The organism is Klebsiella sp. HC6, from assembly GCF_022605325.1.
Lineage (GTDB): Bacteria > Pseudomonadota > Gammaproteobacteria > Enterobacterales > Enterobacteriaceae > Klebsiella > Klebsiella terrigena.
The window spans coordinates 2,936,842-2,960,770 of the sequence record NZ_CP093276.1; the positions used below are offsets into that span (position 1 = coordinate 2,936,842).

The window sequence follows — 23,929 nt, forward strand, 5'->3', positions numbered from 1 at the left end:
TTAATGCTATGAGAAACGGCTGTATGCGCTGCGCTACAGTGGCTCAAAAAAAGGAGCTCGCCTATGTACACCATCGCCCCGACCACGTTATCCCATCCCGACCTGACCGCCCTGATTGCGCAACTGGACGCTTTCCAGGAGTCGCTCTATCCGGCGGAGAGTAACCACCTCGTTGACCTGAGCCAGCTAAAGGCGGAGTCGGTTATCGTGCTGCTTATCCGGGATGAAAACCAGCGGGCGGTGGGCTGCGGAGCTATCGTCCTCAGCGACGATGGCTTTGGCGAAATGAAGCGGGTGTTTATCGATCCTAACCATCGCGGGCAGATGCTGGGCGAACGGCTGCTGGAGGCGCTGGAAAGCGAGGCCCGCCGCCGCGACTGCCACACCGTACGCCTCGAAACCGGCATTTACCAGCAGGCCGCCGTCAGGCTCTATACCCGCAGCGGCTATCAAACGCGCAGCCCCTTTGCCCCCTATCAGGAAGACCCGCTGAGCCTGTTTATGGAGAAACTGCTCGTTGCCGATCTTCGTTCAGCAGCGCTATAAACGCCTCCAGCTGGCGGGTTTTCGCCCCGCGCCGCCACACCAGCCAGGTGGTTAGCCAGCGCCACTCTTCGGCCAGCGGCCAGGCGGAAACCTGCTGATGGCCGGGCATGCTCTCCAGCATGCTGCGCGGGATCAGCGCCAGCCCGGCGCCGGCAATCACGCACGCCAGCATGCCGTGATAGGACTCCATCTCGTGGATCCGCCCGGGGGTGGCGCGGTCGGCGTGAAACCAGCTTTCAAAGTGACGCCGGTAGGAGCAGTTGGCGCGAAACGCGTAAACGTTGACGCCGTTCACCTCGCTGGCGCGGGTAATGGGGGCATGACCCACGGGGGCGACGATCATCATCTCCTCCGGAAATACCGGCAGGCCTTCGAGGCCAGGGTGCACCAGCGGGCCGTCGATAAATGCCGCGCTCAGGGTACCTTCGAGCACGCCGTCAATCATATTGCCGGAAGGGCCGGTTGAGAGCGCCAGATGGATTTTCGGGTAGCGCTGGTTATAGAGCGCCAGCGCTGAAGGGATCCTGACCGCGGCGGTACTCTCCAGCGACCCGAGCGAAAATAGCCCCTGCGGCTCATCGCCGGCAACCACCATTCTCGCCTCATCGACCAGCGCCAGGATCTGCTGGCTATAGCGCAGAAAGCTATGGCCGGCGGGAGAAAGGCGCAGGCGCTGGTTCTCGCGGATAAACAGCTCCACGCCGAGGTCGGCCTCCAGCTGGCGAATGCGGGTGGTGAGGTTCGAAGGGACGCGATGCACCTTCTGCGCGGCCTGGGTAATGCTGCCGGTGGCGGCGACGGCGTTGAACATCTCAAGCTGGGTCAGGTCCATAGCATTCTTCTTTTGTGAACGGGTTGCTTAATATTATTCATTTTCAATGAATGGAAGCGTAAGCCAGAATGAGGTCAGTTCGCAATCAACATTCGCCATCAAAACAGAGAGAATAACGATGAATTTATCTGCAACTCATGCGGTTTCCGTGAACCCGACCACCGGTGAAATTGTGTCGTCTCTGCCCTGGGCTACTGAACAAGAGGTCGATGCGGCTATTGGTCTTGCGGAGCAGGGCTATCGCCAGTGGCGCGCCGCCAGCGTAGCCCAGCGCGCCGATGCGCTGCGTCAGGTCGGCAGCGTCCTGCGCAGCCGGGCGGAAGAGATGGCGCAGATGATAAGCCTGGAGATGGGCAAGCCGATTGCCCAGGCCCGCGGCGAAGTGACCAAATCGGCCAATCTCTGCGACTGGTATGCCGAGCACGGTCCGGCCATGCTGGCAACCGAAGCCACCCAGGTCGAAGAGAATAAGGCCGTTATCGAATACCGCCCGCTGGGCGCCATTCTGGCGATTATGCCGTGGAACTTTCCCCTGTGGCAGGTCCTGCGCGGCGCGGTACCGATCCTGCTGGCGGGCAACAGCTATCTGCTCAAGCACGCGCCAAACGTGATGGGCAGCGCGGCGCTGATCGGCGATATCTTCGCTCAGGCCGGGCTGCCGGCCGGCGTATTTGGCTGGGTTAACGCCACCAATGAAGGCGTTTCGCAGACCATTAACGATCCGCGCATTGCCGCCGTGACGGTAACCGGCAGCGTGCGCGCCGGGAAGGCGATCGGCGCCCAGGCCGGCGCTGCGCTCAAGAAGTGCGTCCTGGAGCTCGGAGGGTCGGATCCGTTTATCGTGCTCAATGATGCCAGCCTCGACGAGGCGGTGAAGGCGGCGGTCATCGGACGCTACCAGAACACCGGGCAGGTGTGTGCGGCATCAAAGCGTTTTATTGTTGAAGCCGGAATCGCCGATGCGTTCAGCAAAAAATTCGTTGCCGCCGTTGAGGCGTTGAAAATGGGCGATCCGCGCGATGAGGCCAACTATCTTGGGCCGATGGCGCGTTTCGACCTGCGCGACGAGCTCCATCAGCAGGTGACGGCGACGCTGGCGGAAGGGGCGACCCTGCTGCTCGGCGGAGAAAAGGTTGCCGGCGCCGGTAACTACTATGCGCCGACAGTGCTGGGTAACGTGACCGCTGAAATGACCGGCTTCCGCCAGGAGCTGTTTGGCCCGGTTGCCACCATCACCGTGGCTCGCGACGCCGCGCACGCCCTCGAACTGGCTAACGACAGCGAATTTGGCCTGTCGGCCACCGTCTTTACCGCCAGTGATGAAGAGGCCGACCGCTTCTCCCGCCAGCTGGAGTGCGGCGGCGTCTTTATCAACGGCTACAGCGCCAGCGACGCGCGGGTGGCCTTTGGCGGCGTGAAGAAAAGCGGCTTCGGCCGCGAGCTCTCGCACTTTGGGCTGCATGAGTTCTGTAACGTGCAGACCGTATGGAAAGACCGCCGCTAATCGACGTAAGCGCCTGACGCCCGTCGCCGCGCTCTGCTATACTCGCAGCCCGAATTTGGTTGTGGGCAAGGAGCCGGGTGTGGCGACGGTCATTAATAATGCAATGCTGGATGCAGTTCTGGCAGAAATCAGGCCGCTGATTGGGCGCGGCAAGGTGGCGGACTACATTCCGGCGCTGGCCAGCGTGAGCGGCAATAAGCTTGGCATCGCGATCTGCACGGTTGACGGGCAGCACTATTTTGCCGGTGACGCCCATGAGCGTTTTTCCATTCAATCCATCTCTAAAGTGCTCAGTCTGGTGGTGGCGATGAACCACTACCAGGAGGAGGAGATCTGGCAGCGGGTGGGCAAAGATCCCTCCGGCCAGCCGTTTAACTCGCTCCTGCAGCTGGAAATCGAGCAGGGAAAACCGCGCAATCCCTTTATTAACGCCGGGGCGCTGGTGGTGTGCGATATGCTGCAAAGCCGCCTCAGCGCGCCGCGCCAGCGGATGCTGGAAATTGTCCGACGCCTGAGCGGCGTGGCGGATATCGCCTACGACCCGCTGGTGGCGCGCTCCGAGTTTGAGCATTCGGCGCGCAATGCGGCGATTGCCTGGCTCATGAAGTCCTTCGGTAATTTTCATAACGACGTCGCCACGGTGCTGCAAAACTATTTCCACTACTGTTCGCTGGAGATGAGCTGCGTTGAGCTGGCGCGCACCTTTCTGTTCCTCGCCGATCGCGGCATGGCGCCGCATCTCGATACGCCGGTGATCGCACCGATTCAGTCGCGCCAGGTTAATGCCCTGATGATGACCAGCGGGATGTACCAAAACGCCGGGGAGTTTGCCTGGCGCGTCGGGCTGCCGGCAAAATCGGGCGTGGGCGGCGGGATCGTGGCGATCGTTCCCCAGGAGATGGCCATCGCGGTATGGAGCCCGGAGCTGGACCAGGCCGGGAATTCGCTGGCCGGGATTGCGGTACTGGAGAAACTCACGCAGAAGGTGGGAAGGTCGGTATTCTGATGGATACGATAAACGGTTTATTTAGCCGGCTGCAGCGTTCAGCCTTTCGCTCCCGCTTTAAGCTGGGAATAAAAGAGCGGCAATACTGTTTCGATAAAGGCGCGGAGACGATTGACCAGCACGCGGCGGATTTTATTGCCCGCCGACTGGCACCGGCGAATATCCCGAACGACGGCAAGCAAACGCCGATGCGCGGTCATCCGGTATTTATCGCCCAGCACGCCACCGCCACCTGCTGTCGCGGCTGCCTCGAAAAGTGGCACGCGATCCCGCCTGGCCGGGCGCTGAGCGCCGACGAGCAGCGCTACGTTGTGCAGGTTATTCACCATTGGCTGGTGCTGCAGATGAATTCTCCCGGCCATTGATAGTGCGCAATAATCAGGCATAGGTATGCCTGATAAATATTCTCATGCTATGATAATCCGCTAACTAATTATTAACATAATAATTGCCTGAAACAATTAGACGGATAATTACTGAATGTCTTCACTGTCGATTCGGTCATTCACGCTGTTTCGTGAGGAGCAGCCCGTGCGTGATGCGCTGGTGCTATTCACATTAACGCTGCTGCTTCATTTCTTTGGCGCCATGCTGCGCCTGGTGCAGGAACTCTCGTTTTTCTGGCCGCTGAATGCCGTGATGGCAGGGATCTTCGCGCGTTACGTCTGGCTAAACCGCAGCTATTTTTACGCGGTTTGCTTTGCCGCGATGCTGGTTTATGACGGCTTAACCTCGCGCTGGGGAATGGGCTTTGCTTCGCTGCTGATTAATTTCTCCAATATTGTCTTTATTGTGACCCTGGCGCAGTTGGTGCTGTGGGATAAACGGCGCGCCGATTCTATGCCCGGGCCGATTAATGCGCTGAGCCTGTTTTGCTATTGCCTGCTGGCGGCGCTGCTGTGCGCGGCCGTCGGCGCGCTGGGTTCGGTGGACGTCGAGCGTGCCACCTTTATTCCTCAGCTGGCGGACTGGTTTAGCGAGCAGTTCTCGACCGCGGTGCTGATCCTGCCGTTTATTCTGACCCTGACGCTGCCTTCGGCGCTCGGCGCCTTCCGTTTCCGCCAGCTTCTGCCGGTTATCGCGCTGGTACTGTCGATTATTCTCGGGGTTAGCGTGGGCGGAGCAGGGAGCATCACCTTCCCGCTGCCGGCGCTGATCTGGTGCGCCATTCGCTATCCGCTGCCGCTGACCTGCCTGCTGACGTTTATCACCGGCATCAGCGAAATTCTGCTGGTGGCAAACTCGCTGATTCATCTCTCTCCCGACGCGCGGATGCAGCCGTGGCAGCTCTTCTCCACCCGTCTTGGCATCGCCGCGATGCTGATTAGCCCGGTGATCGTCGCCTCAAGCGTGGAAGCCATTAATAACCTGGTGAAACAGCTGGCGCTGCGCGCCGATTTTGATTTCCAGACGCGCGTTTACTCACGCTCCGGGCTCGGCGAGGCGTTAAAGCGGCAGCCGCTGGCGGAAGGGCAGCTATTGACCGTAATGGTGCTGGATATTGACGGCTTTAAGCGGGTCAACGACAGCTGGGGGCACGAGTGCGGCGATTGCGTCCTGACCCAGTTTGCCCAGCAGGTGCGCCAGCTGGCGGGCGAGCAGGGAATGGTGGCGCGCATCGGCGGGGAGGAGTTCGCCGTGGCGACCCTGACCTCATCGATGCAGGAGAGTCAGGCGCTGGCGGAGAAAATCCGCCAGGGCGTTGAGGCGCAAACCTTTGTCTGGGGCCAGAATCAGATCCGCCTGACCGTGAGCATGGGGCTGGAGTCCCGTCAGGTCGGGAACGAGCGGATAACCGAACTCTTTAATCAGCTGCTGATGGCCGCCGACGACTATCTGGTGAGCGCCAAGAAAGCGGGGCGCAATCGCGTTTGTACCCCCGGACTGGCCTGAAGACGGTCATAAGAAAAAACGATAGTGATTTTTCTTGTGTTAAATTTAGGTTAAAAACATAGTGATGTGGTCAATTTTAAGGAACCTATCATGACCACATCCTTTTCCCTGCGCACGCTCTCGCGTGAAGAAATCCTCGACCAGATTCAACCGTTAAGCGACATTTTGACCAGCTGCGTGAACGGCGGAGCGTCGGTCAGCTTTATGCTGCCATTCTCCGCGCAAACGGCCAGCGACTTCTGGCTGCGGACGGCGCAAAGCGTTGCCGCCGGAGAGCGTATTGTAGTGGTGGCGGAAAATGAACGTCATCAGATTGTCGGTACTGTCCAGCTTATTGTCAGCCAGCCGGAAAACCAGCCTCACCGTGCGGACGTGGCGAAACTTTTGGTTCACCAAAATGCCAGGCGGCAGGGGCTGGCCAACGCGCTGATGAACTATCTGGAGGAGGTCGCCCGCGACCAGGGTAAATCCGTGCTGGTGCTGGATACCGCAACAGGCAGCGGCGCCGAGCGCTTCTACGTTCAGTGCGGCTGGGAAAAAGCCGGGGAAATTCCGCGCTATGCGCTGATGCCGGACGGAAAGATGACCGCCACCTCGTTGTTCTATAAGTTCCTGCAATAACCGCCGATGGTTTGATCAAAACGGGGTTTTAGTCGTAGAGAAAGCTGATAAGTTATTACACCAATTACTCAGGTTGTATGACTACTCTATGAGGGAACCCATTGTGAAAACACTCAATCGTCGCGATTTTCCCGGCGCGCAGTATCCTGAACGCATTATCCAGTTCGGCGAAGGTAACTTTTTACGCGCCTTTATCGACTGGCAGATCGATCTGCTCAATGAGCATACCGACCTGAACGCCGGCGTCGTCATCGTGCGCCCCATTGAGAGCGAGTTCCCGCCGTCGCTGAGCGTTCAGGACGGCCTCTATACCACGATTATTCGCGGGCTGAACGAGCAGGGCGAGGCGGTTAGCGATGCGCGCATGATCCGCAGCATCACCCGGGAAATCAGCGTCTATGCGGACTATGCCGAATACCTGCGCCTGGCGCACAACCCGGATATCCGCTTTGTGTTTTCTAATACCACCGAAGCGGGCATCAGCTACCACGCGGGAGACCGCTTTGACGATGCCCCGGCGGTAAGCTATCCGGCTAAGCTGACGCGCCTGCTGTTTGAGCGCTACAGCTGCTTCTCCGGCGCCAGCGATAAAGGCTGGGTCATTATTCCCTGCGAGCTTATCGACTATAACGGCGAAGCCCTGCGCGAGCTGGTCCTGCGCTACGCCAAAGAGTGGGCGCTGCCGGAAGCCTTTAGCGCCTGGCTGGATGAGGCGAATACCTTCTGCTCAACGCTGGTGGACCGCATCGTCACCGGCTATCCGCGCGATGAAGCGCTGCAAATCGAGCAGCAGCTCGGCTACAAGGACGCCTTCCTGGCGACCGCGGAGCACTTCTATCTCTTCGTTATTCAAGGGCCTAAATCGCTGGCCGCTGAGCTGCGTCTCGATAAGCTGGCGCTTAACGTCCTGATTGTCGACGATATTAAGCCCTACAAAGAGCGTAAAGTGGCGATTCTCAACGGCGCGCATACCGCGCTGGTGCCGGTTGCCTTCCTGGCAGGGCTGGATACCGTCGGGGAAGCGATGAACGATAGCCAGATCTGCTCGTTCGTCGAAAAGGCAATTTACGCGGAAATTATTCCGCAGCTGGACTTACCCCGTGAGGAGCTGGAGACTTTCGCCAGCTCGGTGACCGGGCGTTTCCGCAATCCCTACATTAAGCATCAGCTGCTGTCGATTGCGCTTAACGGCATGACGAAATACCGCACCCGCATTCTGCCGCAGCTGCTGACGGGGCAGGCGAAAAACGGTAAACTGGCCCCCCGGCTGACCTTCGCGCTGGCGGCGTTAATGGCGTTCTATCGCGGCGAGCGCAATGAGCAAAACTATCCGCTGCAGGACGACGTCGAATGGATGGAGCGCTATCGGGCGCTGTGGTCCGCGCATCGCGACGGACAGCTGAGTAGCAGCGAGCTGGTGAAAGCGGTGCTGTCGGTCGAGGCGCACTGGCAGCAGGATTTGAGCCAGGTTCCCGGCCTGGTGGAGCAGGTAGCCCTCGACCTCGATGCCATCCTGCTCAAAGGCATGCGTGAGGCGGTTAAGCCGCTCTGCTGATATCCCGTTCAAAACGTTGACCCGGCGATTGCCGGGTTATTTATCCCCTTATAATAGTTACAACATACATTAGATCGCCGGTAAAATTAAGCGAGCAGACCTGATGCTTCTGCGCCGCTTCTTTCAGCAGAACGGGAGATAGCGCATTCTCCGCGCCCGAATCCGAGAACTCGGTCTCCTCCTGATGCGGAAAACCAGCGTAAATGAGCAAATTCACGGCCTCGATCGCGTTTTGGGACGTCCTGACGCCGCGGCTCATCTATAAATGGGCCTCAATTCAGCACAGCAGGAGTCAACATGATGTTCAGAAGAGGGTTTCTTTTATTACCGGCTTTACTTATCTGTATCCAGGTTCACGCCGATCCGGGGTTTCGCCAGCTGGCGTTGACCGACCCGCAGGGGAAAAGCCTGGACGTGGCGGTATGGTATCCAACGTCAGCTGAAGGAAAAGCGGAAAATATCGGCGCCAATCCCGCTTTCGAAGGGGTCGCCGTTATCCGCGATGCGCCCGTGCGGCCCGGAGCCCACCCTCTGCTGGTTATCTCTCACGGCTATAACGGCAACTGGCGAAATTTGTCGTGGATAGCGGCGGCGATGGCCGCTCAGGGATATATTGTCGCGGCGCCGGACCATCCCGGAACCACCACCTTTAATCAGGATCCGCGCGATGCGAAGCGCCTGTGGCGACGTCCGCAGGATCTCAGCCAGGTGATTGACTTCACTCTGCGCTCTTCCACGCTGGTCGGGGAAGTAGACGCCGGGCGAATTGCCGCTTTAGGCCACTCTCTCGGCGGCTGGACGGTGATGTCGCTGGCGGGAGCCCGCTTCGATTCCGCCCGCATGCTGCGCGACTGCCGGCACCATGCACAGCGAGGCGACTGCCGGCTAACGCAAAAGCTCGGCATCGATGGCGCCCGCTCGCAGGATGCGCGCTTTGAGGACCTCCGGGATGCCAGAATCAAGGCGGTAGTCTCTCTGGATCTCGGCTTCGCCCCCGGCTTTACCCCGCAGAGCCTGCGCGCGCTCGGCGTTCCGGTACTGATCCTTGCGGCCCAGGCGGACAAGCTCGCGGACCTCGATGCCGGGCAGGAGTCAGGCTACCTTGCGGCCAGCCTGGATCCGCAGCGCAGGCAGTATGAGGTCGTTGAAGGGGCCAGCCATTTCAGCTTTATGCAGCTGTGCAAGCCTGGCGCCGAGGCGCTTATTGAGGAAGAGACGCCCGGTGACGGCATCGTTTGTCGCGACGGTAGCGGAGGAGACCGCGCCGCTATTCACCAGGCGCTGATACCTAAGATCGGTAGATTCCTTAATTCGGCACTGGATTACCGCTCGCCTGCTGACGAAACGAAGTAGGCGACAGGCCGCAGATGCGCTGAAACTCGCGGTTAAAATTGGACTTGGTGGTAAATCCGGACTCGAACATGATTTCGGTAACGGGCAGCGGGGTGCTGAGCAGCAGCGCCTGCGCCCGTTCAATCCTTAAACCGTTGATCCACTGCGAGACGTTACATTGGCTGATAGCATTGACCGCTCCTGAGAGCTGGCGTGCGGGGATCCCGGTTTTTCTGGCGAGAAGGCTCAGCGTCAGGTCGGGATTGAGATAGAGCTCCATCTCCCGCACCTGCTTCTCGAGCCCGGCGTAAACTTTCGCCAGCTCTCCCGCCGACGCCGCGGCCCGCGTCGGGAGCGCGGCCTTACTCTCAGATTGCGCGACCGCAGCCGGCCGTCCGGCGATGACGATCGCCGCGCCAATAAGCGGAAGGAGCGCGGCCTGAAAACCCATCACGATCGCCGGCGCCAGCCTGCCGCCGGTCAGGCTGAAGTCAAACGTCACCGCAAGGTCGGTCAGTGCCGACAGACAGAGAAAACAGCCGGCAAAAAAGGCCATTTTCGTGGTCTGCGGCGGCTCGCTGAGACGGCTGAGGGTGAAGCGGTGCTCCCCGCGCCATGCGAGGCGCAGCAGGCTGCCCCCGTAGCCGGCAAAAAGTAAAAATAGGACCGGATCCGTCGCCGGCGGCCAGAAAATCCTGATAACGGCGGCGAGAGCGGCGGGGGCGAACAGCAGCAGCAGGTGACGCCGCCGGTTGATCTCCGTCAGCGAGACAAAACAGTGCCAGGCAATCGGCGGCAGCATTATGGCCAGCCCGGACTGGATATTGCGCAGGAGGCTGGATTCATATTCCCAGCGCAGCGTGCTGACGGCAACCAGCACGATACAGGCAAGCACGAAACGCAGGGTGCCCGCGTGGCGCTGTTTTGGCGCAAACAGGGCCGTTGCCAGCAGGATAAGCAGGGCGGATAAGGTAATCAGCGGAAAAGGAACTGAAAGCATGTCAGCCGTACCATAACGGAAAGTTACCGGGAATGATGGACGGGAATAGTGACACATATCCCGGCGCGCCGTCGCCGCTGGCGTGATGTTCTGCCGGCAGGCGTTTATTAATAATTTATTCCCGAGAGCTGGAGGCTCTGACCTTTAGCCGGCCGGCCAGCATCACGTGCGTGGCCGCATCCTCCTGATTGCACAGATACTCCACCGCCAGTCGCCCTAACTCGCTGTAGGGCAGCTGAATACTGGTGAGCGGCGGGGTGAGCTGTTCCGATATTTTCTGATCGTCGTATCCCGCCAGCAGGATATCCTGCGGCAGCCGAACGCCGTTGACCGCCAGCGCCTGATAGCAGCCGATCGCCAGCCAGTCGCTGGCGCAGAAAATGGCGTCAGGGCGATCCGGCTGCTCCAGTAGAGAGCAGGTGGCGGTAAAGGACTCGCTGAACTGCCAGTTGGTCCGCCGCACCAGGCGCTCATCGTACGCCTGTCCGGCCTGCTCCAGCGCCGCCTGATACCCCGCCAGCCGCTGGCGGGTTGCCTCCATCCAGCTTTCGCCGGTGATGTGCGCAATGCGCGTCGCGCCCATGGAGATCAGATGACGGGTCACCTGAAACGCGTTGGCGTAGTCGTCGGGAACAAACGAAGGCAGCAGCGGCGAATCCGGGTCGCGCTGGTTGAGCAGGACCAGCGGCAGGCGGGTGCAGTCCTGAAAATCGGTCATATCTACAAGCGTGGTCACCGGGGAGGCGAGAATAATGCCGATACAGTTACGCTGTTCCAGCTGACGAATAATATTAATCGCCAGCTCGACGTCGTCGCCGTAATCATAGACGGTCAGCAGCACTTCATTGCGCCAGGCCGCTTCCCGCGCCTGGCTGATGGCATCGATAAAGGGATCGTAGCTTTGCAGGGTGCTGACCAGCAGCGCCACTTCTTCCTGATTTCGCGGGGCGTGAATCGCCGGAAGACGGTCGTAGCCGAGCTCGCTCGCGACGGCGATCACCCGCTGACGGGTCTCCTCGCTCAGCTTGATATTCCGGGACTGATTAAGGACCAACGAGACCGTTGCCTGTGATACACCCGCCGTACGGGCGATATCGTTCATTGTGACTTTGTTTTTCCGCTTCATCATCCCTCTCCCCTTGAGAAACCGCATTATACCTTAACGACCCGGCACATAGGCAGACTAAAGCGCCGTCGTTGACCTTTCCTGCGGCTCATCGGGCACGGTTTGTGACCCTCATCGCTTTTAGCGGTTTTCGCCGCCGAGGGCCGACAGTGGCAAATTGCGTCGGTAGGGCTTGAAGTCATTTTCTTCGAGGAAAATAATGGCCTATTCAGATGAGGTGGGAGGATACGATGGTTATCAATATTCGCGAGCTGCAGCCGCAGGACAAATCGCAGTGGCTAGGATTGTGGGAGGGCTACACCTGTTTTTACGGCAGCCCGCAGCCTGACGATGTGACGCAATACACCTGGCAACGCCTGCTGGACGATGCATCTCCGGTTATCGGCCGGGCTGCGATCGTTGACGGTCGGGTGGTCGGGTTCGCTATCGGCGTCCTTCACGAAGGAACCTGGGTGAAAACGCCCGTTTGCTATCTGGAAGATCTGTTCGTTGACCCGGCAATGCGCGGACGCGGAGTCGCCAGAGCGCTGGTGCAGGCGCTGCATGCGGAAGGAAAAGCGAAAGGGTGGTCGCGCCTCTACTGGCATACGCGTGCTGATAATCCCGCCCGTAAGCTGTATGATGAGTTCACCCCGGCGGATGATTATGTCCGCTATCGGGTGATGCTCTAAGCTGCCGGCGATAAGAAGTTATTAAGATTTTCCCTGTCTAATAGCGGAAAACGACTCAGAAGAATCAAAAATGGAAAAACGCATCGAGACGACCGTTAATGTGATCATCTTTCTTTCACTGCTGGCTACCGCCTGGGATCTCTCCCTGGTGCACCATCTCCCCTGGTAAATCCGGCAGTACGGCGCCCGCTGCGGCGCCGTTAGTTAGCCCTCAGCCTGTCCCTCCAGCATCTCACCGCGGCTAAAGCTCCAGTCGTCGGTATGATTAAACTGAATCACCACCATCACGTCATCGGGGGCAATGCCGAGCTCTGCCTGAAGCCGGTCGCACAGCCGCCGATAGAGGCGCTTTTTCTGCTGAGCGCTGCGCGGCTTGCCGGCAAAAATATGAAACAGCACAAAGTCGCCGCTGCGCCCGCCGCTGAGGTAGTGCGGATCGACGATGCGTCGGGCGTCGGGCAGAGCGTCGATAAACTGAAATTTATCCGCCGCGGGCACCGCAAACTCGTCCACCAGAGTTTGATGAAATAGCGCCGAAAGCCGTGCGATCCACTCATCGTCATAGCCGGCACGAATCGTTATTCGGGTCAAAGGCATGCTGGATCCTCCGGCGGTATGCAGGAGAGCGCGGTGACGGCCGCCGGCCAACCGGCATAAAAGGCCAGGTGGGTGAAGACCTCGGTTATTTCAGCCCGGGTCAGGCCGTTGCTCGCCGCAAAATCAATATGCCACGGCAGCTGTCTTTCTCTGCCCAGCGCCGTCAGGGCGGCAAGGGTGATCAGGCTTCTTTCTCGCGGCGACAGCTCGCTGCGGACCCAGATATCGCCGAAAAGCACCTCTTCGGTCAGCTGGGCGAGCTTTGGCGCGATCCCGGCCAGGTTATTGCGGTTAGGTGATGCCATCGTTCATGTCTCCGGTTGTCATTAGAGGATGAACAGAGAGTGGCACAGGGCAATACTTCTTAATATCGCAACATTTTTGATGATCAATCCTGAAAATCAGGACGATGGGCAATGCAGGCCGGGCTACGTTCTGCGCGCCCGGCAGGCACTATCAGCCAGCGGCCCGGCGTCGGGCGACGATAAACAGGCGAGGGAATAGCAGCAGCACCTTTCCGTTACACTGTAACGGATAGTGCTCCTGCAGAAGCACCAGATAGCGGCTGAGAAACGCGTCGCGCTGGCTGTCGTCGAGTCGCTGCAGGTAAGGACGCAGTCCCGTCGACTGCAGCCAGTCAATAATCGCCTGATGAGAATCGAGCTGATGGTAATAGGTGGTGTGCCAGATATCGACCTCGCAGCCGCTGGCTGTCAGGATGTCGTAGTACTGTCGGGCGGTGGGGAGCGGGTGGCGTCCGCTCTCCGGATGCCCAAGCTCCTGGGCGACCTGACGCATCAGAGTATGCGACGGCTCCTGCCAGTTATCCGGCATCTGCACCGCCAGAATGCCGTTATCCGCCAGCTGCGCAACCAGCTGCGGGAACAGCGTCTGATGGTCGGTAAGCCACTGCAGGGAGGCGTTGGCGTAAATCACATCCGCCGCACGCTCGGGTCGATACTCGCGGATATCGGCGGTGACGAAGCGACACGCCGGCAGCGCCCGGGAGGCCTCTTCCAGCATCGCCGGTGAATTATCCACGCCGATCACCGTCGCCGTGGGCCAGGCATGATGCAGCAGCGCGGTACTGTTCCCCGGCCCGCAGCCAAGGTCAACGGCGAGGGTAACGGGATGGTGGGCGATACGGGCGAGCAGTTCGGCGGCGGGGCGGGTACGCTCGGCGCCGAACTGTAGATATAACGAGGGATTCCAGTCTGCCATCGATGACTCCGGGTTAGATAAACTCGTTCATCAGCATAGATGGCATTGACCGCGGGTAAAATAACTTTACCCATTTTTTATGCTTAACGTGACAGCGTCACGTTAATCGGCGGCGGACTAATCGGCGTCCTTTAGCGACTCCGCGCGTTTAGCGGTGGCATAGACAAAATCCAGCATCGGCTCAAGATCGGTATCATATCCGGCCTGGATTATTTTCCCCCGCAGCCACTCAATCTCGCTGGTAATATCCGGGTGGAAAATATTGTTGTCCTGCGCTTTACGCAGCCATTTCAGTAGGAAGTTATTTTTTCCTCTGATCCCGCCCGCTTTCTTAGATTTTCCGTGTATTTTCAGCGCGATTAATATGCAGTAATAGAAATGAACCCGCTGATTAAAACTTTGATGCATGTATGTATTTCCCGCCAGACTCAGGAATTCACCGTCGAGGTCAGTGATTCGGATTGGCCATGATAACGGGCACGGATCGTTTATTATTCGATCTCTGATATCTCACCCGTTTCGCCAGTACGCCCGTTGCCGGGCGTTGAGCGGATGGTGTCACGGATGCCGAATAACAGTCAATTCTTGATTACTTTTTTACCTTTTTCAGCGGGGGCGGCCCGCCGGATACAATTCCTCATGCCCGCCGCAAACCGGCGCGTTGTTGCAGGTATACGCGGAATATCAAGATAAATGCCATCACCACGACCGCCGCCGCCAGCAGATAAATAGTTCCCAGGCTGTAATACCCGGCAACCCAGCCGGCAACGGGGCCGGTCAGGCCGAGAGCCAGATCGAGGAACGCCGAGTAGGTGCCCAGCGCGGTGCCCTGGTTCTGCTCCTCAACCTGTTTCACCGCCTCGACGCCCAGCGCCGGGAAGACCAGCGAGAAACCGGAGCCGGTCAGGAAGGCGCCGATCCCGGCCACCCACGCAGAGGAAGCCTGCCAGATAATCAGCAGGCCGATGCACTCGATAACAAAGCAGGCCAGCGACACCGGCACGCCGCCGTAGCGGGTGATGGTGTTGCCGAGCACCAGACGAATGCAGATGAAACCGACGCTGAACAGCGACAGCGTAAACGCCGCGCCCTGCCAGTCGTGGGCGGAGAAGTAGAGGGTAATGAAGGTGGCTATCACCCCGAAGCCGACCGTCCCCAGCGCCAGCCCCAGCCCGTAGGGCCAGATTTTGCGCACCACCACGTGAAAGGGCGCGCGAACCCCGCCGCTAACGCTGACGTCCTGGCGCGTGCGGGCAAAAAGCAGTCCGATAAAGGCCACCGCCACCACCACCACGGCAAAACCGCTAATGCCAAAATAGCCGTTGAGCAGCACCCCCAGCGGGGCGCCAACCGCCATCGCCACGTAGGTGGCGACCCCGTTCCAGGAGATAACCCGGGAGGTATGGATCGCGCCGACGGTTTTAATTCCCCACAGCGTCGCCCCGGTGGCGGTAAAGCTCTCGCCCACGCCGAGGAAGATTCGGCCAACCAGCAGCGCGGCCACCGCCAGCAGCGGAACGGATTGCAGCAGCACCGCCGCCAGCGTAAAAATCCCGCTCAGCAGGCAGCAGACGATCCCGAGGCTGACCACTTTTTTTGGCCCCCAGATATCGGCGTAGCGCCCGGCGTGCGGCCGGCTGAACAGGGTGGCGATGTACTGCAGACTGATCACCACGCCGGCCATAAAGGTGCTATAGCCGAGCTGATAGTGAATGTAGCCGGGTAAAACGGCGAGCGGCAGGCCTATCGATAGATAGCAAATACAGGTGAAAACCACGATCGAAATGATGCGCAGGTTGAGCTGAGTCTGAGTGGCAGCAGAAGTCATAACGTCAGGTATTTAAAACAAAAGGGGGATTAGCATAGCGCAGACCCAGCGGTCAGCACGAGCCCAGGAGGTGATTTCCGCACGTTTCACTTAAACGGGCGCAGATGAAATTTATGCCGTTGACGCTGCCGCCAAATTTCTCCAGAATCCACTCTTTCGGAGAAAGAAAATGTCCGTCACAGATTCCCTTCTTGCCTTTTCATTCGCTGCGCTGCTCCTGACGTTAACCCCGGGTCTCGATACCGCCCTCATTCTACGAACCTCCGCCGCGGAAGGCGGTAAAAAAGCCTTTCAGGCCGCGCTGGGTATCGACGCGGGATGCCTGATCTGGGGGGCGCTGGTCGCCCTGGGTTTAGGCGCGCTGCTGGCGGCATCGGAGCTGGCCTACAGCCTGTTAAAATGGTGCGGCGCCGCCTGGCTGTGCTGGCTGGGCCTGCAGCTGATCCTCCGGCCGCGTCGCGCTTTTGATGCCGGAACGGCGGCGCCCGCTGCCGGTAACTGGTTCTTGAGGGGGATGTTCGGCAACGTGCTGAATCCCAAAATGGGCGTCTTTTACGTCTCGTTTCTGCCGCAGTTTATCCCGAGCGGCCACTCTCCGGTGGTCTGGACCTTCCTGCTGGTCGGCATCCACGTGCTGCTGGGCACCCTGTGGTCCTTAACCCTGATTATGGCTACCCGCTATGCGTCGGGCCTGCTGAAGGCGCCGGGGTTTATTCCGTGGATGGACCGGGTGACGGGCGGCGTGTTTATGCTCTTCGCCGCGCGGCTGGCGCTCAGCAGCCGTTAGGCCATTTGCTTGCCTTATTGCCTGGGCAGCGCGGCCAATTCGCGGTATATATCTCATCTCGTATATCAACGTCCAGGAGGGAGTATGACAGCCGATTTAGCCGGGATTGAGGTTCTGTTCGTCGCCGGGTTTGGGCCCATTACCCGCAGCGTCGAAAGCAGCCGATCGTTTTACGCCGAGGCGCTGGGTTTGCCTTTGAAGGCGATGGAGGGCAACCCCGACTACCTGCTCACGGAGCAGGACGCGCTAGCCGGGGTGAAGCACTTTGCACTGTGGCCGCTGGAGCAGGCGGCGCAATCATGTTTTGGCGTTGACCGCTGGCCGGCGGATCTCCCCCAGCCCCAGGCGTGGATCGAGTTTGAGGTGCGCGATATTCAGGCGGCCAGCGACGACCTGCTGGCGAAGGGTTACCGCCTGCTTATCGCCAACCGCGTGGAGCCGTGGGGGCAGACGGTGACGCGTCTGCTGAGTCCGGAAGGGCTGCTGACCGGCATCACCATCACGCCGTGGCTGCGCGGCGAGTAGATGCTCTCCGTTCCCGCCTCTGCTGCGCGACGGCTTGCGCCGGCAGCGGAGACGGGGCGTTTCCCGCTTAATATCCTGCATATTTCGTTGACCGACGAAGCATTCCCCGACGTTTTCTTCTAGTTTCCCGTTCTGACGATCCGCGGCGCTGATCCAACGCCGCTTGCCTGTCCGTCGATTTATAATCATACTAATTAGAGAATTTACATTATAAATAATTCTCTATTTGAGATTAATAATTAAAAGGAGTGCGCAACGTGACTGAATGCAGGCCAGAACTGAAGGCTTTCCTGCTGGCGCTGGCCGGTTCGGTGGTGCTGATCGTCGGGATGGGGTACGGGCGCTTTGCCTTTACCGGGATCCTGCCGCTGATGCTGGATGAGCATATTTTAACGCTGCGTGAAGGCAATCTCGCGGCCTCGGCGAACTACGCGGGCTATCTGCTGGGGGCGCTGATGCTGGCGAAGGCCAGGCCGGGCGATGCGAAGTGGCTAAGCCTCGCGTCGGTACTCTTAACCCTGCTGTGCCTGGCGGCGTTAGGCTGGCTACGTTCGCCGCTGGCCATTATTGCGGTCAGGGGCCTGGCCGGCGTGCTGAGCGCGGTGACCCTGATCGCCGCCTCGCTGTGGCTGCTGCAGCATATGAAGCATCATAACGGCGCGCCGATCCTCTATTCGGGCGTCGGAATGGGCATTTTTCTCTCGGCGGAGTTTATTTCGCTCGCCAAAAGCCACGCCTTTACCAGCCAGCAGATCTGGCTGATCTGCGCCGCCAGCGCCGCGCTCCTGTTTTTGCCGGTCCTGCGCCTGCTGCTGAGCCCGTCGGACTACCTCGTGGACTGGAAACCGACGGCATCGGCTCAGGCAGCAGGCGCAGAAGGCCGACGAGGGGATGCATGGAAGCTGTTGATTATCTACGGCTTAGCCGGATTCGGCTATATCATCACCGCGACCTATCTGCCGCTGTTTCTCTCCGGCTCGCTGACCGATATCGACCCGGTGCAGCTGTGGGCGCTGTTTGGCCTCGCGGCGGTTCCGTCCTGCTTTGTCTGGCACCGGCTGGCGATTAAGCTCGGCTACCGGCGGGCGTTTACCCTCAACCTGATGGTGCAGGCGACAGGCGTGATCCTCCCCGCCTGGAGCCACTCTCTGGCGTTTTGCATGCTGAGCGCTCTGCTGGTTGGCTTCACCTTTATGGGCACCGTGACCCTGGCGCTGCCGGAAGGCAGGCGCCTGAATCACCTGGTGACGTTCAATATGATTGCCGCCATGACCGCTACTTACGGCATCGGGCAGATTATCGGCCCGCTGGCGGCCGGCGTTCTGCACGGTCTGACCGGCTCCTTTAACGCCGCTCTCGGCGCCGCGGGCGGGGCGCTGTTTGTGGCTGCCGTACTGGTGACGCTCGGCAAACCCGCCGGGCAAAGGCGGGAGAGCTAAATATCGGCCGCCAGCAGCAGCTGCTGGCGCATGGCGTCCAGCGCCGGCGAAGCGTAGCCTTTGCGCCACACCAGCTGGGTTATCGCCGTGCCGACCGGCTGCGTCTCGCAGCCTTCGGGTAGGGTCATGAGCGCCAGCACGCTCTGCGGGACGATCCCGGCATATCCCCCGGAGGCAATGCAGGCAATTACGGCGTGATACGAGCCGATCTCCTGGACTTCAACGTTTTTCACGGCGGACAAAAATGCTTCCCCGCGCCGGCGATAGCTGCAGCCCTCGGCAAACGCCGCCAGCCTGAACTCTTCCTGTCCGCCAGGGGTTATCAAGACCAGCTCCTCGACAAACACAGGCAGGTACTCCAGGGCCTCCGGACACTCCGGCTCGCCGCTGGCGTCCGGGGGCAGGCTCACCAGCGCGCAGTCGAGCGCAGTGCTAAGCACGCGTTCGACCAGCTGCCGGGTGGGCATGGTTTGCAGGGTGAGGGCGACCGCCGGGCACTGCTGATGAAAGCGCGGCAGAATTGAGGTTAAGCGGCTGGCGGCGGCGGCCTCCATCGCCCCCATCCGCAGGCTCCCGGCGGGCTGCGTCGGATGCAGCGCCTGCTTCGCCTCTTCGGCCAGGCTGAGGATCCGCAGCGTATAGTCAAGAAAGCGCTCCCCGGCGGCGGAGAGCAGCATCTTTTTATTGCCGCGCACGAACAGCTCGACGTCGAGCTCCTCCTCAAGCTGCTGGATGCGCGTGGTGATGTTCGATTGCGCGCGTCCCAGCCTCTTAGCTGCCCGGGTGACGCTGTGCTCCTGGGCGACAATTTTAAAAATTTCCAGCGTGCTGTGGTTCATGTTTTTCTTCTAAATATGGAATTAATATTGATCTTAGCATCTCAAAAAGAGATGTTAAGCACTGAATATCACAAATTTACGCAGGAACAATCATGAGCAACCGCCTGTTGCAGCAGCTTGGTATCGTTTATCCCATTATACAGGCCCCGATGGCCGGCGTGTCCACGCCTGAACTGGCGGCGGCGGTCAGCAACGCCGGCGGCCTGGGCTCGCTGGGATTGGGCGCCTCTTCGGTTTCTCAGGCGCGGGGGCTGATCGACAAAACGCGCCGGCTCACCGACAGAGCGTTTAACGTGAACCTTTTTTGCCACCTTCCGGCGCGCAGAGACGAGCAGGTTGAAGCCCGGTGGCTGGAGCGGCTGCGCCCGGCTTTTGCCCGCGCGGGAGCCCAGCCGCCGGCGGCGCTGACCGAGATCTATCAAACTTTCCTCGGGCACCAGCCGATGCTCGAGCTGCTGCTCGAACTGGCGCCGCCGGTGGTCAGCTTTCACTTCGGTATTCCGTCACCGCAGGTCATTCTCCGCCTGCAGGAGAGAGGCATCATTACCATGGCCAGCGCCACCAGCGTCGAAGAAGCCCGGCAGATCGAGGCGCAGGGGGTGGATATCGTGATTGCGCAGGGCTACGAAGCGGGCGGCCATCGCGGGATCTTTGACGAACGCGGTGACGACCAGCAGCTGAGCACCTTTGCGCTGGTCCAGAGTCTGAAGCGGGCGGTGGGCCTGCCGATTATTGCCGCCGGCGGCATTATGAACGGCGCGGGCATTTGCCGCGCCATGAGCCTCGGCGCCGAGGGCGCGCAGCTGGGGACCGCATTTCTGCTGTGCCCGGAATCGGCGGCGGACAGCGGCTATCGTCAGGCGATTAAAGCCGGCCCCGATCCGCAAACCGCGCTCACCGCGGCCATTTCCGGCCGCCCGGCGCGCTGTATACACAACGGCTGGCGCGCGCTGGCGCAACAGGCTGATACCTCAGAGATCCCGGCCTATCCGCTGGCCTATGCTGCCGGTAAGGCGCTGGCGACGGCGGCTAAAGCGGGAGGGGATGAGCGCTACGGCGCCCACTGGGCGGGACAGGGAGTGGGTCTGATCCGCGAGCTGTCGGCGACGGAGCTGATGGAGACCTTAATTCACGAGTGCGGCTTGCGCTAGCGGCGGGGAAAAAGGGCGATGGGTGATCATCGCCCTTGATGAACCTACCGACGGTGCGCCAGGCGGCGAACCAGACGGTCGCCGGTCATCTGTACGCCCTGGACCATCGCCACCAGGATCAGTACCGTGCCCACCATCACCTCGTTATTAAAGCGCTGGTAGCCGTAGCGGATCGCCAGGTCGCCCAGTCCGCCGCCGCCGATCACACCGGCCATCGACGAAAAGCCAATCAGCATAACGATCGTCAGCGTCACGCCGGCCAGCAGGGTCGGCAGCGCTTCCGGCAGCAGGGATTTAAAAATCACGTGCCAGATGTTGCCGCCCATCGATAAAATCGCCTCAATCCGCCCGTAGTCCACCTCGTCCAGCGCGTTTTCCGTCAGCCGGGCGAAGAAGGGAAAGGCACCGATAGTCACCGGGACCACCGCGGCGGTGCTTCCCAGGGTGGTGCCGATAATCAGCCGGGTAAATGGGATCAGCGCAATCAGCAGCACAATAAACGGCAGCGAACGGCCGAAATTGATCGCCGCCCCCAGCAGCGCGTTGAGTTTTGGCATCGGCAGCAGGCCGTTTTTACGCGAGACAAACAGGATAATCCCGGTCGGGAGCCCGAGCAGAACGGTAAAGAATGCCGCCAGCCCGACCATATAAAGGGTGTCCAGGGTGCCGCCCACCAGCAGCGGCCAGAGGTCTTCCCAGCTCATGCTACTCCGCATAAAGGCCTCCCGTGAAAGCCGTGACGGGCGAGAAAGTCGCGCTCCGTTTGCGGATCGTGGAGCAGCGACTGACGCAGTTTTGACCACGGCGCCACCAGCAGATCGGCAATTTTTCCGCTTTCAACAATTTCTCCTTTTTCCAGCAGCGCGGCGTGATCGCACAGGGTTTTAACCACTTCCAGCTCGTGGGTGATCAGCACGATGGTCAGATGCAGGCGCTGATTGATATCCGCCAGCAGCGCCAGCACCGAGGCGGTGGTTTCCGGGTCCAGCGCGCTGGTCGCTTCATCGCACAGCAGCACGTCGGGCCTTGCGGCCAGCGCCCGGGCAATCCCCACGCGCTGCTTCTGCCCGCCCGAAAGCTGGGAGGGGAAGGCCTCGGCCTTATCGCTGAGCCCCACCAAATCGAGCAGTTCCTCCACCCGGGCCCGGCGGGCGGCCTTCGCCATCCCGGCGATTTCCAGCGGCACCGCAACGTTGTCGGCGACGCTGCGCGCATGGAGCAGATTAAAATGCTGGAAGATCATGCCGGTGCGCAGGCGATAGGCGCGCAGGGCTGATTTATCCATCTGCGTAATATCATGTCCGTTCACAATAATGCGGCCCGCAGTGGGCCGCTCCAGCAGATTCAGACAGCGTATCAGCGTACTTTTGCCCGCGCCGCTGCGCCCAAGGATGCCGTACACGGCGCCCTTAGGAACGTGCAGCGAGACATCGTTTAGCGCCGGTCGGCCCGTTCCGGCATAAGTTTTACTCAGCCCCAGCACCTCGATCATGACTGCGGCGCGACCGGTATCACCGAGCCGTTATACTGTTTGCGGATAAATTCCGCCACCTGCGGCGAGGTCAGATCCTTCGCCAGCTGCTTGATCCGCGGATCGTTGGCCAGGGACGGATTGGTGACGAGGATATTGGCGTAGGGGTTATGCGCCGCGCTTTCCAGACCCAGCGCATCTTTTGCCGGCGTCAGGCCCGCTTCCAGCGCATAGTTGCCGTTAATCACCGCCAGGTCGACATCGTCGAGCGAGCGGGGGATTTGCGGTGATTCAATCTCAAGAATTTTGAGATGCTTAGGGTTCTCCACAATATCCTTTGGCGTTGCCAGGGTGGTGGCCGGGTCGGTAAATTTCGCCGCCAGCTTAATCAGCCCCTGGCTCTGCAGCAGGAACAGCGCCCGGCTCAGGTTGGTGGTGTTATTCGGCACCGCGACGGTGGCGTTTTCCGGCAGGGATTTGAAATCTTTGTGTTTCCGCGAGTAAATACCCAGCGGTTCAATATGCACCGTTGCCGCCACGGTAAAGGTTTTACCCAGCGCTTTTTCCTGATCTTTCAGATAGGGAACGTGCTGGAAATAGTTGGCATCCACGTCGCCGTTTGCCAGCAGCTCGTTGGCGTTCACGCCGCTGGTGAGCTCAACGATCTTCAGATCGAGGCTCGGATCGATTTTCTTGATGTAATTCAATATCTCGGCATGCGGTACCGGGTCAGCGGCGACGCGCAGCGCGGCGGCCTGCGCCGAGGACCATGCCAGAGAAAGAGACAGTGCTACCCCTGCCAGTTTGAAAGCGGCATTTTTCATGGTGTTTTCCTTTATTGTTATGTTTAAACGATCAGTTGTTCGGCGCGTTCGCGAAACACATCCTGGTAGTAGCGTTCGGCAACGTCCGGATGCGAGCGCAGGCGCCCCTTCAGGTAGTTCCAGCCCACCTCCCGCAGCAGCGGATTCTGCGGATCGCTATCCGGCCCGAGCGCCTCCTGCGCCAGTTCAGGCGGCAGGGTGTAGACCGGAACCACGGCGTCCAGCTGCGCGCCGAGGAAGAAGGCGATAGAGAGGCGCTGCTGGTTCGCCGGCGGCGAAACGACGCGATGCACCGTCGCGCGCAGATAGCCATTGGTCGCCAGCTCAAGAAGTTCACCAATATTGACCACGAAGCTGCCGGCCAGCGGGGTCGCATCGATCCAGCGGCCGGGCGCGACTTCAACCTGCAGCCCTTTTTGCTCATCCTGGAGTAAGAAACTGAGGAACCCGGAATCCTTATGCGCGCCAACGCCCTGGGTGCTTTGCGTCTCCTGCTGGCCGGGGTAGCGGATCAGTTTGATATGCTCGTTGGGCTGCTGGCCGTAGAGGGTATCAAAAGCGTCATTGGGTAAATTCAAGGCTTCGGCAAAGGCGCGCAGCACGGTAATACCGACCTGCGTCATCGCGCTTTGCCAGCTCAGCAGCGTTGGTTTCAGCTCAGGCAGCGCGTCCGGCCACAGGTTAGGTCCCTGCAGGCGCTGCCAGCGCGGCGCATCGTCGCCGAGGGTCAGAGCAGGGCGCTCGGCGCCAATATCGAACTGTTCGCGCCAGTCCGGCTGGCCGCGGGTCAATTCCGACGCGGCGCGGTTGTAGCCGCGAAAGTGCGGGGAGTGAATCATGGCGACCGGCTGCTTTTGCGCATCGGCCAGCGAAAAGAAGCGGCGGGAGAGCTGCTGCACGCTGTGCTGCAGCCTATCATCCACTCCGTGATTGATCAGGTAAAAGAAGCCGATATCGCGCGCGGCGTGGCGCAGCTCGGTAAGAAAAGCGGATTTCTCAGCGGGATCCGCGTAGCGCGCAAGATCGAGAATCGGCAGCGTGGTTGCGTTCATTGTGTTCTCCGAAGGCGGTGTGCGTATATTTTTGGCTATTCAGATTCAGGGTTCGGGGACAACAACAGCGCATAATCATTTCCTCAGTCAGGTGGTCAAACACAGCTTG

26 protein-coding genes are annotated in these 23,929 nt (G+C 60.0%); 13 read left to right on the forward strand and 13 right to left on the reverse strand.

Features of this window, described 5'->3' with window-relative positions; genetic code table 11:
• The first annotated feature begins 63 nt into the window (after nucleotides 1–63).
• Entirely contained in the window at nucleotides 64–546 is a 483-nt protein-coding gene (locus MMW58_RS14350) for a GNAT family N-acetyltransferase (protein ID WP_133599698.1), read from the forward strand.
• Here the strand turns inward: MMW58_RS14350 and ptrR are convergent.
• The gene (gene ptrR, locus MMW58_RS14355) at nucleotides 500–1,378 is read right to left on the reverse strand and encodes a putrescine utilization regulator PtrR (protein WP_095103407.1); all 879 of its coding nucleotides are present in this window, start codon (nucleotides 1,376–1,378) and stop codon (nucleotides 500–502) included. The genes MMW58_RS14350 and ptrR overlap by 47 nt on opposite strands.
• A 118-nt stretch (nucleotides 1,379–1,496) precedes the next feature.
• Between ptrR and sad the strand changes: the two genes are divergently transcribed.
• The 7 genes from sad (at nucleotide 1,497) to MMW58_RS14390 (ending at nucleotide 9,310) form a co-directional block, all read left to right on the forward strand.
• Nucleotides 1,497–2,882 carry a succinate-semialdehyde dehydrogenase gene (gene sad / locus MMW58_RS14360; protein ID WP_133599699.1) on the forward strand — a complete coding sequence of 462 codons (1,386 nt, stop codon included), beginning with the start codon at nucleotides 1,497–1,499 and terminating at the stop codon, nucleotides 2,880–2,882.
• A 79-nt stretch (nucleotides 2,883–2,961) separates the two neighbouring features.
• Complete coding sequence (glsB, locus tag MMW58_RS14365) at nucleotides 2,962–3,888, forward strand: glutaminase B (protein ID WP_159236895.1); 927 nt, start codon at nucleotides 2,962–2,964, stop codon at nucleotides 3,886–3,888.
• The gene (locus MMW58_RS14370; protein WP_076947506.1) at nucleotides 3,888–4,253 is read left to right on the forward strand and encodes a DUF4186 domain-containing protein; all 366 of its coding nucleotides are present in this window, start codon (nucleotides 3,888–3,890) and stop codon (nucleotides 4,251–4,253) included. The genes glsB and MMW58_RS14370 overlap by 1 nt, the downstream gene beginning before the upstream one ends.
• A gap of 115 nt (nucleotides 4,254–4,368) precedes the next feature.
• Complete coding sequence (locus MMW58_RS14375; RefSeq protein ID WP_241723656.1) at nucleotides 4,369–5,781, forward strand: GGDEF domain-containing protein; 1,413 nt, start codon at nucleotides 4,369–4,371, stop codon at nucleotides 5,779–5,781.
• Nucleotides 5,782–5,871: 90 nt separating this feature from the next.
• Nucleotides 5,872–6,402 carry a GNAT family N-acetyltransferase gene (locus MMW58_RS14380; RefSeq protein ID WP_133599702.1) on the forward strand — a complete coding sequence of 177 codons (531 nt, stop codon included), beginning with the start codon at nucleotides 5,872–5,874 and terminating at the stop codon, nucleotides 6,400–6,402.
• Between the two features lie 103 nt (nucleotides 6,403–6,505).
• A complete protein-coding gene (locus tag MMW58_RS14385) occupies nucleotides 6,506–7,957 on the forward strand; it encodes a tagaturonate reductase (protein ID WP_241723657.1) in 1,452 nt (483 codons plus the stop codon).
• Nucleotides 7,958–8,257: 300 nt separating this feature from the next.
• Nucleotides 8,258–9,310, forward strand: a complete 1,053-nt coding sequence (locus tag MMW58_RS14390) for an alpha/beta hydrolase family protein (RefSeq protein WP_463351433.1) — start codon at nucleotides 8,258–8,260, stop codon at nucleotides 9,308–9,310.
• Here the strand turns inward: MMW58_RS14390 and MMW58_RS14395 are convergent.
• Both MMW58_RS14395 and MMW58_RS14400 read right to left on the reverse strand, forming a co-directional pair.
• Complete coding sequence (locus MMW58_RS14395; RefSeq protein ID WP_241723659.1) at nucleotides 9,264–10,289, reverse strand: helix-turn-helix domain-containing protein; 1,026 nt, start codon at nucleotides 10,287–10,289, stop codon at nucleotides 9,264–9,266. The genes MMW58_RS14390 and MMW58_RS14395 overlap by 47 nt on opposite strands.
• 115 nt (nucleotides 10,290–10,404) lie before the next feature.
• Entirely contained in the window at nucleotides 10,405–11,415 is a 1,011-nt protein-coding gene (locus tag MMW58_RS14400; protein WP_241723728.1) for a LacI family DNA-binding transcriptional regulator, read from the reverse strand.
• A 230-nt stretch (nucleotides 11,416–11,645) separates the two neighbouring features.
• Between MMW58_RS14400 and MMW58_RS14405 the strand changes: the two genes are divergently transcribed.
• On the forward strand, nucleotides 11,646–12,086 hold the full coding sequence (locus tag MMW58_RS14405; RefSeq protein WP_241723660.1) for a GNAT family N-acetyltransferase: 441 nt from the start codon (nucleotides 11,646–11,648) through the stop codon (nucleotides 12,084–12,086).
• A 204-nt stretch (nucleotides 12,087–12,290) separates the two neighbouring features.
• On the opposite strand, the gene MMW58_RS14410 is transcribed toward MMW58_RS14405, so the two are convergent.
• From MMW58_RS14410 to MMW58_RS14430, 5 genes are all read right to left on the reverse strand, one after another.
• Nucleotides 12,291–12,683 carry a tautomerase family protein gene (locus MMW58_RS14410; RefSeq protein ID WP_241723661.1) on the reverse strand — a complete coding sequence of 131 codons (393 nt, stop codon included), beginning with the start codon at nucleotides 12,681–12,683 and terminating at the stop codon, nucleotides 12,291–12,293.
• Nucleotides 12,674–12,988: a carboxymuconolactone decarboxylase family protein gene (locus tag MMW58_RS14415; protein ID WP_241723662.1), complete on the reverse strand. Its 315-nt coding sequence runs from the start codon at nucleotides 12,986–12,988 to the stop codon at nucleotides 12,674–12,676. Before MMW58_RS14415 ends, MMW58_RS14410 begins: the two co-directional genes overlap by 10 nt.
• 151 nt (nucleotides 12,989–13,139) lie before the next feature.
• A complete protein-coding gene (tam, locus tag MMW58_RS14420) occupies nucleotides 13,140–13,904 on the reverse strand; it encodes a trans-aconitate 2-methyltransferase (protein WP_241723663.1) in 765 nt (254 codons plus the stop codon).
• A 117-nt stretch (nucleotides 13,905–14,021) separates the two neighbouring features.
• Entirely contained in the window at nucleotides 14,022–14,312 is a 291-nt protein-coding gene (locus MMW58_RS14425) for a hypothetical protein (RefSeq protein WP_041145621.1), read from the reverse strand.
• Nucleotides 14,313–14,541: 229 nt separating this feature from the next.
• Entirely contained in the window at nucleotides 14,542–15,732 is a 1,191-nt protein-coding gene (locus MMW58_RS14430; RefSeq protein WP_133599710.1) for an MFS transporter, read from the reverse strand.
• A gap of 169 nt (nucleotides 15,733–15,901) precedes the next feature.
• Here MMW58_RS14430 and MMW58_RS14435 point away from each other — a divergent pair, with 169 nt between their 5' ends.
• From MMW58_RS14435 to MMW58_RS14445, 3 genes are all read left to right on the forward strand, one after another.
• On the forward strand, nucleotides 15,902–16,519 hold the full coding sequence (locus tag MMW58_RS14435) for a LysE family translocator (protein ID WP_133599711.1): 618 nt from the start codon (nucleotides 15,902–15,904) through the stop codon (nucleotides 16,517–16,519).
• Nucleotides 16,520–16,603: 84 nt separating this feature from the next.
• Nucleotides 16,604–17,044: a VOC family protein gene (locus tag MMW58_RS14440; RefSeq protein WP_241723664.1), complete on the forward strand. Its 441-nt coding sequence runs from the start codon at nucleotides 16,604–16,606 to the stop codon at nucleotides 17,042–17,044.
• Nucleotides 17,045–17,301: 257 nt separating this feature from the next.
• A complete protein-coding gene (locus tag MMW58_RS14445) occupies nucleotides 17,302–18,483 on the forward strand; it encodes a YbfB/YjiJ family MFS transporter (RefSeq protein ID WP_371823003.1) in 1,182 nt (393 codons plus the stop codon).
• Here the strand turns inward: MMW58_RS14445 and MMW58_RS14450 are convergent.
• A complete protein-coding gene (locus MMW58_RS14450; protein WP_241723665.1) occupies nucleotides 18,480–19,322 on the reverse strand; it encodes a LysR family transcriptional regulator in 843 nt (280 codons plus the stop codon). The two genes, MMW58_RS14445 and MMW58_RS14450, sit on opposite strands and share 4 nt — an antisense overlap.
• A gap of 92 nt (nucleotides 19,323–19,414) precedes the next feature.
• On the opposite strand from MMW58_RS14450, the gene MMW58_RS14455 reads away from it, so the two are divergent.
• Nucleotides 19,415–20,473, forward strand: coding sequence for an NAD(P)H-dependent flavin oxidoreductase (locus MMW58_RS14455; RefSeq protein WP_241723666.1), 1,059 nt, complete (start codon nucleotides 19,415–19,417; stop codon nucleotides 20,471–20,473).
• Nucleotides 20,474–20,517: 44 nt separating this feature from the next.
• On the opposite strand, the gene MMW58_RS14460 is transcribed toward MMW58_RS14455, so the two are convergent.
• The 4 genes from MMW58_RS14460 to MMW58_RS14475 are packed head-to-tail and all read right to left on the reverse strand — an operon-like array spanning nucleotide 20,518 to nucleotide 23,820.
• Nucleotides 20,518–21,177, reverse strand: a complete 660-nt coding sequence (locus tag MMW58_RS14460; protein WP_161795703.1) for a methionine ABC transporter permease — start codon at nucleotides 21,175–21,177, stop codon at nucleotides 20,518–20,520.
• Nucleotides 21,174–21,965 (reverse strand): methionine ABC transporter ATP-binding protein, encoded by a 792-nt coding sequence (locus MMW58_RS14465; RefSeq protein WP_076947518.1) that lies wholly within the window; start codon nucleotides 21,963–21,965, stop codon nucleotides 21,174–21,176. The genes MMW58_RS14460 and MMW58_RS14465 overlap by 4 nt, the downstream gene beginning before the upstream one ends.
• A complete protein-coding gene (locus MMW58_RS14470) occupies nucleotides 21,962–22,768 on the reverse strand; it encodes a MetQ/NlpA family ABC transporter substrate-binding protein (RefSeq protein WP_045858195.1) in 807 nt (268 codons plus the stop codon). The genes MMW58_RS14465 and MMW58_RS14470 overlap by 4 nt, the downstream gene beginning before the upstream one ends.
• A 23-nt stretch (nucleotides 22,769–22,791) precedes the next feature.
• A complete protein-coding gene (locus tag MMW58_RS14475) occupies nucleotides 22,792–23,820 on the reverse strand; it encodes an isopenicillin N synthase family dioxygenase (protein ID WP_133599716.1) in 1,029 nt (342 codons plus the stop codon).
• Between the last annotated feature and the right edge of the window lie 109 nt (nucleotides 23,821–23,929).